This window comes from Ancylobacter dichloromethanicus (genome assembly GCF_018390645.1).
In the GTDB taxonomy this organism is placed as follows: Bacteria; Pseudomonadota; Alphaproteobacteria; order Rhizobiales; family Xanthobacteraceae; genus Ancylobacter; species Ancylobacter dichloromethanicus.
The window spans coordinates 82559-94899 of sequence record NZ_JAHBGC010000009.1; the positions used below are offsets into that span (position 1 = coordinate 82559).

The 12341-nt window shown below is 69.5% G+C and carries 6 protein-coding genes and 1 tRNA gene; 4 read left to right on the forward strand and 3 right to left on the reverse strand.

The window, feature by feature from the left end; translation table 11 throughout:
• Positions 1 to 7: 7 nt before the first annotated feature.
• A complete protein-coding gene (locus KHC23_RS05275; RefSeq protein ID WP_018390121.1) occupies positions 8 to 289 on the reverse strand; it encodes an acyl carrier protein in 282 nt (93 codons plus the stop codon).
• A 279-nt stretch (positions 290 to 568) separates the two neighbouring features.
• Here KHC23_RS05275 and KHC23_RS05280 point away from each other — a divergent pair, with 279 nt between their 5' ends.
• Both KHC23_RS05280 and pbpC read left to right on the forward strand, forming a co-directional pair.
• On the forward strand, positions 569 to 5872 hold the full coding sequence (locus KHC23_RS05280) for an alpha-2-macroglobulin family protein (protein ID WP_213370206.1): 5304 nt from the start codon (positions 569 to 571) through the stop codon (positions 5870 to 5872).
• 24 nt (positions 5873 to 5896) lie between these two features.
• Entirely contained in the window at positions 5897 to 8008 is a 2112-nt protein-coding gene (gene pbpC, locus KHC23_RS05285) for a penicillin-binding protein 1C (protein WP_271188579.1), read from the forward strand.
• On the opposite strand, the gene KHC23_RS05290 is transcribed toward pbpC, so the two are convergent.
• Positions 7995 to 8201: a DUF1127 domain-containing protein gene (locus KHC23_RS05290; RefSeq protein ID WP_213370208.1), complete on the reverse strand. Its 207-nt coding sequence runs from the start codon at positions 8199 to 8201 to the stop codon at positions 7995 to 7997. The two genes, pbpC and KHC23_RS05290, sit on opposite strands and share 14 nt — an antisense overlap.
• Positions 8202 to 8809: 608 nt before the next feature.
• Between KHC23_RS05290 and KHC23_RS05295 the strand changes: the two genes are divergently transcribed.
• Positions 8810 to 8883: transfer RNA gene (locus tag KHC23_RS05295), tRNA-Gln, on the forward strand.
• Positions 8884 to 9076: 193 nt separating this feature from the next.
• Here the strand turns inward: KHC23_RS05295 and KHC23_RS05300 are convergent.
• Positions 9077 to 9715 carry a recombinase family protein gene (locus KHC23_RS05300; protein WP_213370210.1) on the reverse strand — a complete coding sequence of 213 codons (639 nt, stop codon included), beginning with the start codon at positions 9713 to 9715 and terminating at the stop codon, positions 9077 to 9079.
• 430 nt (positions 9716 to 10145) lie between these two features.
• Between KHC23_RS05300 and KHC23_RS05305 the strand changes: the two genes are divergently transcribed.
• Positions 10146 to 12341: beta strand repeat-containing protein (locus KHC23_RS05305; RefSeq protein WP_213370212.1), on the forward strand; the 2196-nt coding region annotated here is incomplete at its 3' end.

Below are 12341 nucleotides of genomic sequence, written 5' to 3' on the forward strand. Positions count from 1 at the left end.
CCGCCGGTCAGGCGGACTTGGCAGCGATCAGTTCGTCGATACGCGCGCACAGATTCTTAAGGACGAAGTACTGCTCGGTCGTCGCCTTGCCTTCATTGACTTCCTGCGTCCAGCTCTCAAGCGGCAGCTTGATGCCGAAGGCCTTGTCGATGGCGAAGGCGATGTCGAGGAAGTCCAGGCTGTCGATGCCGAGATCGTCGATGGCATGGCTTTCCGGCGTGATGTTCTCGCGCGGGATGTCGCACGTCTCGGCAATGATATTGGCAACGGTCTCGAACGTGGTCGACATGAAAGGCCTCTGGTCTCGGCGGCCGCGTCCGGCCACGGTTGAATGGGTTCGCCCGGCGCTCCCGCGTCGCAGGTCCCCGAATGGATGACGGCCCGTATACCTAAGCGCGGACGGCGATTCAATGGCGGCGGCGTGGCAATCCTCGGCAGTGTGACTTCCGTGCCGTCGCGCCGTGTTCAACGGCGGATAGCCGTCGGCTTGCGTATGGTCATGGCTCCGTGGCGGAATTCGTCCTATCGTCCGGCGAGCGGACAGGCGACGAGTTGCGGAGCAGGCGTCATGAACCCTTATACTTCGGCCTTTTCATGGCTCGGACGCGGGGCCGCCCTGTCGTGCCTCGCGCTCAGCCTGATCGCCCCGGCGGGTGCGCAGGCGCCGAAGCCCGCGGCGGCAAAACAGACGGCGGCGCCAACTGCAAAAACGGTAGCGGACGCGCTGCCGAAAACCTATGCCCCGCAGGAACTGGTCGAGGCCGCCCGGCGGCTGCAGGCGCTGCTGCGACGTGAGCGTGCTCCGTTACCGAAGCCAGCCGCGCAACTGCGCAAGGAGGCGGACGCCGCGCTCGCCGCCGGCGATGCCCGTACCGCCGCCGGCCTCTATGGCCGTCTGGCGCAGGCGAGCCCCGACGATGCCGGGCTCTGGCAGCGGCTTTCCCGCGCGCTGTCGCGCATCAAGCCCGGCGACAATGAGAGCGTCGACATTTTCCTGGAGCGTGCGCAGGCGGCCGCCTTCCTCGCCTATCGCGCGGCGACGACGCGGGTGGCGCAGGCGGAGGCGCTGTTCGCCATCGGCCATCTCTACGATCAGCGCTCGCTGTGGCGCCCGGCGCTCGACACGCTCGCCACCGCGCTCGGCTATGCCGACGTGCCCGAGCAGCGCGCCTTCTACGACACGCTGCGCGCGGAGCGCGGCTTCCGCATTCTCGACTACAGCGTCGATTCGGACGCCTCCAACCCGCGCATCTGCGTGCAGTTCTCCGAGCCGCTGGTGAAGGGTGGCAGGGACTATTCCGCCTATGTGACGCTGCGCGGCCCCGATGGGCCGGTCGACAAGCCGGCGGTGACGGCGGAGGGGAGCCAGCTCTGCGCCGAGGGGCTGAAGCATGGCGAGAGCTACGACGTCACGCTGCGGGCCGGCCTGCCGTCGTCCATCGCCGCCGAGCCGCTGGAGGCGAGCGCGGAACTGACCATCTATGTGCGCGACCGCAAGCCGGGCGTGCGCTTCACCGGGCGCAACTATGTGCTGCCGCGCACCGGCCCGCGCGGCATTCCGGTGGTCACGGTCAACACCTCGCTGGTGGGAGTGGAGCTTTACCGGATCGGCGACCGCAGCCTGATCCCGACCGCCATCGAAGGCGATTTCCGCCGCGACCTCGGCGGCTACGACCTTCAGCAGCTCAAGGACGGCAAGGCGGAATTGGTGTTCAAGGGCGAGTTGGAAGCCGCTTCGCCGCTGAACGAAGATGTCACCACCTCATTCCCCGTCGACGAGGCGGTGAAGGCGCTGGAGCCCGGCGTCTACGTGCTCGCCGCGCGCCCGGCCGGCGATGCCGCCAATCCCAATGACGATTGGGGCACGCGCTCCACCCAGTGGTTCGTCGTCTCCGATCTCGGCCTCACCGCCCTCTCCGGCAGCAACGGCCTCACCGTGCTGGTGCGGGCGCTCGGCAGCGCGCAGCCGCTGGAAGGGGTCGAGCTTCGCCTGCTCGCCAAGTCCAACGACGTGCTGGCCACCGCCCGTACCGACGCCAGCGGCAGTGCCGCCTTCGATGCCGGGCTGATGCGCGGCACGGACGGCTTCGCGCCGGCGGTGATCGTCGCGCAGGCGAGGGAGGGGGATTACGCCTTTCTCTCGCTGGAGGACCAGGCCTTCGACCTGACCGACCGCGGCGTCGGCGGCCGCGCGGCGCCCGAGCGGTTCGACGCCTTCGTCACCACCGAGCGCGGGGTCTACCGCTCCGGCGAGGAGGTGCATGTCACCGCGCTGCTGCGCGACCCGCAAGTGACGGCGGCAGCCGGCGTGCCGCTGACGCTGATCATCAAGCGCCCCGACGGCGTCGAAGAGCGCCGCGAGCTTGTCGCCGATCAGGGCGCGGGTGGCCGCACGCTGACCTATCCGCTGATGGGCGACGCCATGACCGGCACCTGGCGGGTCGAGGCCTATGTCGACCCGCGCGGCGCGCCAGTGGGCTCCGCCACCTTCCTGCTGGAAGACTATGTGCCCGAGCGGCTCGCGCTCGACCTTTCCACCAGCGCCGCCTCCATCGCCCCCAACATGCCGGTGACGGTCGCGGCTGACGGGCGCTGGCTGTTCGGCCCGCCGGCGGCGGGGCTCGACATCGCCGGCGAAATCGAGGTGCGGGTGGCGGACGCCCGGCCCGGCCTGCCGGGCTGGCGCTTCGGCCGCACTGACGACGGTTTCACTCCGGTGCGCCAGCCGCTGGCCGACGCGCCGGTGACCGACCCGCAGGGCAAGGCCAGCCTGTCGGTCCTGCTGCCGACGCTGCCGGCCACCGCCCGGCCGCTGGAGGCGGAGATCTTCGTCGCGCTGAACGAAGGCGGCGGCCGCGCGGTGCGCCGCTCGCTGGTGCTGCCGGTCCGCCCCGCCGGCAACGGCATCGGCGTCAAACCGCTGTTCGACAAGGCAGGTCCCGGCGAGAACGGCAATGCCGGCTTCGAGGTGCAGGGCTTCGACGCCGCCGGCCAGCCGGTCGCGCTGGAGGGCGCGCAATGGGCGCTGTACCGTGTCGAGATCCGCTATCAATGGTACCGGCTCGGCGGCAACTGGGACTTCGAGCCGGTGGAATCGGTCGCCAAGGTAGCCGATGGCACGCTCGAACTCGGCACCGGTGCGCCGGCGCGGCTGGAGGTGCCGGTCGCCTGGGGTCGCTACCGGCTGGAGGTGACCGACGGCACACGCGCCACCGCCGTCGCCTTCGAGGCCGGCTGGGGCGGCGGCGCGACCGCCGACGCGCCGGACCGGCTGGAGGTCGGGCTCGACAAGGCGCAATACGCGGCGGGCGACACGCTGAAGGTGAACCTCACCAGCCGTTATGCCGGTTCCGCGACGGTGTTCATCGTCGGCGACGGGGTGCTGGCGGCGAAGACGCTCGACGTGAAGGCCGGCGACACTTCTGTCGACTTCGCCGTCGCCGCCGGCTGGGCGCCGGGCGCCTATGCGCTGGCCTTCCTGCACCGGCCGCTCGACGTGGCGGCGAGCCGCAATCCCGGGCGGGCCATCGGCCTCGCCTGGTTCGGCGTCGACCGCGCCCAGCGCGTGATCGAGGTGAAGCTGGACGCCCCCGACCTTGCCCGCCCGGAGACGACGCTTTCGGTGCCGGTGCAGGTGACCGGCGGCGGGCAGGGGGAAGCCTATGTGACGCTGGCCCTGGTGGATGTCGGCATTCTCAACCTCACCGGCTTCAAGGCGCCCGACCCGGACGGGTTCTATCTCGGCCAGCGGGCGCTGGGGACGGCGGTGCGCGACTTCTACGGCCAGCTCATCGACGGCATGCTCGGCAGCCGCGGGCGCCTGCGCTCGGGCGGCGACGCCATGGATATGGGCCTGCAGGCCGAACCGCCGACCCAGCCGCCACTCGCTTTGTTCTCCGGGCTGGTGAAGCTCGACGCGCAGGGACGCGGCACCATCGACTTCGCCCTGCCGCCCTTCGACGGCACCGGCCGGCTGATGGCGGTGGCGTGGTCCGGCGCGGCGGTGGGCCATGCGCAGGCCGATGTGGTGATCCGGGATCCGGTGGTGGTCACCGCCACCCTGCCGCGCTTCCTCGCCGCCGGCGACCGCTCGACGCTCAACCTCGCTTTTGACAATGTCGATGGCGAGGCGGGCGATTACGCGCTGGAGATCGTCACCGACGGGCCGGTCACCGTGGGCAGCGCGCCGAAGACGGTGCCGCTCGCCAAGGGGGCGCGCCAGTCCTTCGCGGTGCAGATGGACGGGGCCGGCATCGGCGAGGCGCAGGTCTCGGTGCGGCTGTCGGGGCCGGGAGGGCTCGCCATTGTCCGCGACTATGCGCTCAATGTGCGCCCGGCCTATCCCGCCATCTCCCGCCGCAGCGTCGAGACGCTGGCGCCGGGGGCGGCGCTGACGCTGAGCGCCGATCTCATCACCGACCTCGTGCCGGGGCGCGGCGGGGTAAGCGTCTCCGCCGGGCTGGACCCGGCCTTCGACGTGCCGGCGCTGTTCGGTGCGCTCGACCGCTACCCCTTCGCCTGCTCTGAACAGCTGACCAGCCGCGCGCTGCCGCTGCTCTATCTCTCCGATTTCGGCCCGCCGCAGCGCTTCCGGCTCACCAATGATCCGGCGGAAGCCATCCGCAAGGCCATTGCCCGGCTGATCGCTCGGCAGGGGTCGGACGGTTCCTTCGGCCTGTGGGAGGCCGGCGGCAACGATTTGTGGCTCGACGCCTATGTGAGCGACTTTCTGACCCGCGCCCGCGAGCGCGGCCATGCCGTGCCGGAACAGCCGTTCACCATGGCACTCGACCGGCTGCGCAACGCGCTCGCCTATGCTGGTGACGGCGCCACCGACGACGGCGCCGCCTATGCGATCTACGTGCTGGCGCGCAACGGCCGGGCGCCGCTGGGCGACCTGCGCTATGTCGCCGACGCCAGGCTCGACGAGGTCAAGAGCGCGATGGCGCGCGGCCAGCTAGCCGCCTCGCTTGCCATGCTGGGCGACAGGGCACGGGCGGAGAAGGTGTTCGGCGCGGCGCTGGAGCTCCTGCCCGGCGCGGCCGAGACGCTGACTTCGGGGCGGCCGGATTTCGGCTCGATCCTGCGCGACGCGGCGGGCGTGGCGACGCTCGCCTCCGAGGCCGGCTTCACCGGCACCGCGCGCACGGCGCGCCAGCGCGTCGCCGCCGCCTTCATCGACGCCGGGCCGACCTCGACGCAGGAGGACGCCTGGCTGCTGCTCGCCGCCCGCGCGCTGCGCGAGGGCAGGGGCATCGCGCTCGATATCGACGGCACCGCCCATACCGGGCTCTATGAGCGCACCCTGTCGCCGGCGGAACTGGCAAAGCCGATCGTGCTCACCAATCGCGGCACCGCCCCGCTCGACGTCGCGGTCTCGATCGACGGGCCGCCGGCGGCGCCGGAGCCGGCGGCGGCGAACGGGTTCAGCCTGACGCGCAGCTACTACACGCTGGAGGGCGTGCCGGCCGATCCCGCCAAGGTGGCGCAGAACCAGCGCCTCGTCGTGGTGCTGGAGGCGCAGGAGGATGAGGCGGCGCAGAGCCATGTGCTGCTGGTCGACCACCTGCCCGCCGGCTTCGAGATCGACAACCCCTCGCTCGCGGTGGGTTCCGATGTCGGCGCGCTGGCGTGGCTGGGCGACACCACCCAGCCGGCGCATGCCGAGTTCCGCGACGCCTTCTTCGCCGCCGCCTTCGACCGCACGCAGGGTTCGGACGAGCCGGAGTTGCTGCGCGTCGCCTATGTCGTGCGCGCCGTTTCCCCGGGCCGCTACGCCCATCCCCCCGCCATCGTCGAGGACATGTACCGTCCCGGCCGCTTCGCCCGCACCAGCGCGGGGCAGACCGAGGTGACGGGGCAAACACGATGAGAGCTGCGCGGTGAGGGAGGTGTCGTGAAACGCGCGGCGGGCCTCGCATTTCTCGGCGCGCTGCTGCTGGCGGGCGGGGGCCATGCCTGGCTCGCCGGCGTGCGCGCGAGCGCCCCGCCGCCGCCGGAGGTCGCGCTTTCGGTGGAAGTGCTGGACCGCGAGGGGCGGCTGCTGCGCCCGTTCGCGCTGGCGGATGGCCGCTGGCGGCTGAAGGCGGATCTTCGCGACGTCGACCGGCGCTACGTCGACATGCTGCTCGCCTATGAGGACAAGCGCTTCTGGCAGCATGGCGGGGTCGATCCGCTGGCGCTGCTGCGCGCCGCCGGCCAGATGGCGCTGCACGGCCGCATCGTCTCCGGCGGGTCGACATTGACCATGCAGGTGGCGCGGCTGCTGGAGCCGCGCGAGGGGGGCGGATTCGCCGCCAGGCTGCGGGCCAAGCTCGCCGAGATGCGCCGCGCCATCCAGCTGGAGGCGCGGCTGTCGAAGCGCGAGATCCTCGCGCTCTATCTCGTGCTGGCGCCCTATGGCGGCAATATCGAGGGCGTGCGGGCGGCCAGCCTCGGCTATTTCGGCAAGGAGCCGCGGCGTCTCTCGCTGGCGGAGGCGGCGCTGCTGGTGGCCCTGCCGCAGGCACCGGAATCACGCCGGCCGGACCGAAACCCCGACCGGGCGGCGCGAGGGCGCGCCACGGTGCTGGCGCGGCTGGAGGCGGCCGGGCTGTTCGGCGCGGCGGAGCGGGACTTCGCCCTGCGCGCGCCCATCCCCGCCCGCCGCCTCGCCCTGCCCATGCACGCCGCCCATGCCGCCGAGGCGGCCCGCCGCGAGCGCCCGGCGGCACATGAGCACCGCCTCGCCCTCGATGCCTCGGCGCAGGTGCGGCTGGAGGCGCTGGCGGGCGAGCGGGTGCGCGAACTCGGCAAGGGCGTCTCACTGGCGCTGGTGATGGTGGACAATGCCAGCGGCGAGGTGCTGGCGCGGGTGAGCGGCGCCGATCCGCTCGACCCGGAGCGGGCCGGGGCGGTGGACCTGACGCGCGCCACACGCTCGCCCGGCTCGACGCTGAAGCCGTTCATCTACGGCCTCGCCTTCGAGGACGGAATCGCGCACCCGGAAACGCTGATCGAGGACCGGCCGGCGCGTTTCGGCGCCTACAGGCCGCGCAATTTCGATCGCGACTATCAGGGCACGGTGTCGGTGAGGCAGGCGCTGCAATTGTCGCTGAACGTGCCGGCGGTGGTGCTGCTGCAGGCGGTGGGGCCGCAGCGTCTGGCCAGTCGGCTCGGGCAATCCGGTTTCGCGCTGACCCTGCCGCCCGGCGAGGTGCCGGGCCTGGCGGTGGGCCTGGGCGGCGTCGGCATGAGCCTCGATGCGCTGGCCGGGCTCTATGCCGGCCTCGCCAATGGCGGCGAGGCGCATGCGCTGCGCGACCGGCTGGACGGTGGCGTGTCGCAGGCCGAGGGTGCGCGCCGGCTGGTGAGCCCGGTTTCCGCCGCCTATCTGGCGCAGGCGCTCGCGGGTACTCCGGCGCCGCGCAACGAGCGCGCGGGACGCATCGCCTTCAAGACCGGAACGTCCTTCGGCTACCGTGACGCCTGGGCGGTCGGCTTCGACGGGAGGCGGACAATCGCGGTGTGGGTGGGGCGGCCGGACGGGCAGCCGGTGCCCGGCATGATCGGGCGCGAGGCGGCGGCACCGATCCTGTTCGAGGCCTTCGCGCGGCTGGTGAACCAGCCGGCGCCGTTCGCCCCCGCGCCGCGCGAGGCGCTGGCGGTGCGGAACGTCGAACTCCCGCCGCCGCTCCGGCATTTCGGGCGGAGGGCAGGGGCGGGCAATGGCGGGGAGGGGCCGAAAATCGCGTTTCCGCCGGACGGCGCCAGCCTCGACCGCGAGGGCGACGAGCCACTGGCGCTGAAGGTGAGCGGCGGCGCTGGTCCACTCACGGTGTTTGTCGATGGCGTGCCGGCCGGCGAGCCCGCCCGTGCCGCCACGATGTTCTGGCGGCCGGCGGGCGCCGGCTTCGTGCGTCTGACCGTCATGGACGCTGCGGGTTTATCCGACAGCGTCACCTTGCGTATTCATGGAGCGGCCGATAAGGGCGAGGCCACTCGGTCGGGACGTCTCAGCGGCCGCTGACGGCGACGCGGGCGATGTCCTGACGGGTCAGGCCGCGCTTGGCGAGGGCCGCGTCGGACAGGCGCGACAGGGTCTCGTAGCGCTGGGCGATGCGACGGCCTTCACCGACCGCTTCGAAGAAGCTGGCGACGCTGTCGACGATGCGGGAGAAGAAGTCCGGCGAGGTGTGGCGGGTAAGGGTCGTGGTGTTCATCTGTGCCTCCTGTATTCTGTATGCCACGGAATATAGAGACTCTTTCGCATCGCAAAAGCCGAAATGCTGCATGGCAGCACTGATATTGGCGCATGGGTGGGGCGTCCAGCGCCACATCCCTTGCGCGTGCAGGACGGCCAAGCAATCGAATTGGCCGTCACATGAGGTTTAAGATCCAATTATAGGTGTTTAATCCTACGATTTGATCTCTTTGTCGGCTTTGTAGCCATGTCGAAAATGGGGGTCGGTTCGTCGGGGTGTTTCACGCCAGGGCAGCCACAGCGGCAGACAAGGCGTCGAGGTAGGCCGTGAGGCCTCGCGCGGCGCCGGTCTGATCCGGCACGCGCGACGGCGGGCCGCTTCGTCGGCCGTATCGGGCCCCGTACCGGAGGAAATTTCGCCGGCGGGCCGCTGGGCCGTCAGGCGAAGCGGCGCCCGCCTCGCGCGCTCTCTCGGGCCGGGGTCAACCCGACCGTGGAAACTGCTTGGAAGGGGGTAGACCGGGCCGGCGGGAGCGGTTATAGAGCGCGCCACTGCCGCTGCCGCCGTGCCCGACACCTTATGTCGAAGCGGCCGGCCCCGGACAGCGCCGCGAGCGGCGCTTTCGGTGGGGGATAGTTCAACGGTAGAACTGCGGACTCTGACTCCGTCAATCTAGGTTCGAATCCTAGTCCCCCAGCCATCTCGCAATCATCGGTGAAAATCAGCCGACCGTCGCAGGCGCAGCCGCGCCGTTGCTGTCGCGTAGCCGTCCCTGGCCCGGGTCGGAGGACGGGACGGGTCGGGATCCGTCCCGTCATATCCCCGCCACTCCGGCAGCGCGCCTTGCGCCGCGCCGCCGAAGCGCTGTGCTGTCCGCTGGCCTCCGCCCTGAATCAGGAGGCTGGATCGCCCGGATGTGGCGACTTCTGCGTCCGCCGGGGGAAGATGCGATACACCGTGGCCGGCGAGACGCCGAGCGCGCGGGCCACTTCCGGAACCGCGCTGCCATTCGCCAGCAATTGTCGCGCCTTGGCGATATCCTTGGCGGACAGTGATTGAGGCCGGCCGCGCCGTCGCGGCGGGTCTGCCCCGTTTACCGGCATCGGGCCCGGCTCCGCCAACTGGACCAGCGCCCGGCAGGCAAAGGCCAAAGCCTCGCCGGACGGAATCATCATGTCCATCGGCATCCCGCCCAGGCGTATCGTCACGCCCTTCTGGCTGAGATCGGCGATGAGCCGGACCACCGCATCGACGTCCGCGCCGACATGCTTCAGCGACGGCACCACGAGCACGTCGCCCAGCCGCGCAAAATCCAGCGCCGCGCGCAGGCCGGGCCGGTCCGCGCGGCGATCGTCATCCATATCGGAAAAGACCTGCTCGCAGCCGAGTTCGCGGAGCGACACGGCATCAGGCGACACAGCCTGACTCCCGTCCTGCTGCGACGAATCCCCGGATAGCTGATGAGCGGTGTTGGAGGCGCCTCCGGTGGCATGGGCGCCCTCGGTTTCTACTAAACAATAGCCAATGAGCATTTTTCCCCGCAGGCCGGGCGTTCCCCGCAAAAAGAACGTCCGATCGGACTCAGTTCCGATCAGGTCCCGGCTCTCCCCTGATGAGTAGCAAAAATAGCACACTCCGCGAGAACCGCCATGCTGACGGAGGGTAAATTCCTCAAGGTATTATTTTGGCGAAAATTCTGAGAAATTTGGTTGGCCAAAATTAGGCTTAATAAAACCTTGAATTTGCTAGCATCTGGGCGCGGTGGCCAAAAGGCGTGCGTCTAAGAAATTTTTTTGAAGGTATTTTTGCAACTTTCCTGGGGCGATCCGGTGGCCTTGCGACCCTAGATAAGGTCGGACTACGTTGCCGTCGACTCGAAGAAGCCGGCCATGCGGGTACCGGTGGATTCGGAAAAAGGCGGCTCATGTTCGCCTGAGCATTTTGGGGATTGGGGGCATTTCGATGTCGAAGAAATTTGCCGTGGCGCGTCGCAAGGCGAGCAAGACGAAGCTGTTTGCCGGACGGAAGGCTCTGACATCTGTCGTCGTCGATCACCGCAAGGGGGCGCTTTTTGGTTCGGCCTCCGCGGTGGCTGTTGCCGCGATGCTCGTGGCAGGCGTGGTGATGACGCCGTCGCGGGCTGCGGCGGAGCCTGCGGGCTGCTCCGAGGCCGTTCCCCTTTCGGGCAATTGGTTCTGCGGCAATGGCGGTGGCGGTGAGCAGGGCGGCGATATCAACGGCAACGCCAACGCCAACACGATCGACATCATCGGCGGCTCCTACACGTTGGGCGCCTATCCCAGCACCAATGTGAATGGCGGGGACGGCGCGGACACGATCACGATCCGGCCGGTTCCCGGTGTGGGTGAGTCGTCGATCGCCATCGACGGCTCGGTTTCAGGCGATGGCGGTAACGACCTGATCACGGTCGGTGGCGGGTCGTTCACCGATCCGAACTGGAGCGGCTGGGTCAACGTCAACGGCGATGTCAACGGTGGTGAAGGTGACGATACCATCAACATCACCGCCTCCGACCAGATCCTGACCGGGATCAACAAGGTCAACGGCAACGGCGGCAATGTTCTTGGCGGCGCCGGTAACGACGACATCAACATCTTCAACTCCTCGACCAGCGACGTCACCATCGAAGGGGCGGTGATGGGCGAGTCGGGCGACGATGACATCTCGGTCATCGCAACCAATGGCGCGGACATCTTCATCGGCGAAGATGTCGAGGGCGGCCTTGGCGACGACACGCTCGTTCTGGGTGCCTTCGGTTTCGGCAGTGACGTGCGCGCCGACGACGTCGAAGGTGGTTCGGGCGACGACTTCATCGGCGTGTTCAGCGGCTTTGGCGGCGAGACCGTGGTCGATGACATTGAGGGTGGCTCGGGCGACGATCTGATCCTGGTCGGCAACGCATTTGGCGGCCGGACCCTCGCCGACGACGTCGAAGGCGGTTCGGGCGACGACTTCATCGGCGTGTTCAGCGCGGTCGGCGGCGTAACCCGCGTCGACGACGTTGATGGCGGCTGGGGCAACGACGCCATCGTTCTGGCGGCGGTCGGTCCGGGCGCGGATGTGCGCGCCGACGACATCGACGGCGGCTTTGGCAACGACTTCATCGGCGTGTTCAGCGGCCTCGGCGGCGAGACCCGTGTCGACGATATCGACGGCGGTTGGGGTAACGACGTCATCCTCGTCGGCAACGTGCTGGGCGGCGAGACCCGCGCCGACGACATTGACGGCGGCCTGGGCAACGACTTCATCGGCGTGTTCAGCGCGGTCGGCGGCGAGACTCGCGTCGATGACATCGACGGCGGCTGGGGTGATGACGCCATCGTGCTGGCGGCGGTCGGCCCGGGCGCGGATGTGCGCGCCGACGACATCGATGGTGGCCTCGGCAACGACTTCATCGGCGTGTTCAGCGGCCTCGGCGGCGAGACCCGTGTCGACGATATCGACGGTGGTTGGGGTAACGACGTCATCCTCGTCGGCAACGTGCTGGGCGGCGAGACCAGCGCCGACGACATCGACGGCGGCCTGGGCAACGACTTCATCGGCGTGTTCAGTGCGGTCGGCGGCGAGACTCGCGTCGATGACATCGACGGTGGCTGGGGTGACGACGCCATCGTGCTGGCGGCGGTCGGTCCGGGCGCCGATGTGCGCGCCGACGACATCGATGGCGGCCTCGGCAACGACTTCATCGGCGTGTTCAGCCTCTTCGGCGGTGACACCCGCGTGGACGATGTCGAAGGCGGCGACGGCAACGACCTCATCGCTCTCGGCGCGGCATTCGGCGGCGACGTCTGGGCGGATGATGTCAACGGCAATGACGGCAACGACCTGATCGCGCTGTTCGGGCTGGTTGGCGGCGACGTCACGGCTGACGATGTCAATGGCGGGGACGGCGACGATGCGATCGTGCTGGCGTCCCTCGGCTGGCGCAGCGACGTGAACGTCGACGACATTTCCGGTGGCGACGGTGACGATGCCATTGGCCTGGTGGCCTCGCAGGACGGCGAGATCCGCTTCGACGACATCTCCGGCGATGGCAGCTTCTTCAACAGCGGCGACGACGTGATCGTGCTGGCGGCGAGCCAAGGCGGCGAGATTTCCGGCGAGGACATCGACGGCGATCGCGGCGACGACTTCATC

Coding starts and splice junctions, on each gene's coding strand:
- KHC23_RS05280 (WP_213370206.1), top strand. CDS start 569: ATGAACCCTTATACTTCGGCCTTTTCATGGCTCGGACGCGGGGCCGCC.
- KHC23_RS05300 (WP_213370210.1), bottom strand. CDS start 9,715: ATGCTCATTGGCTATTGTTTAGTAGAAACCGAGGGCGCCCATGCCACC.
- KHC23_RS05275 (WP_018390121.1), bottom strand. CDS start 289: ATGTCGACCACGTTCGAGACCGTTGCCAATATCATTGCCGAGACGTGC.
- KHC23_RS05290 (WP_213370208.1), bottom strand. CDS start 8,201: ATGAACACCACGACCCTTACCCGCCACACCTCGCCGGACTTCTTCTCC.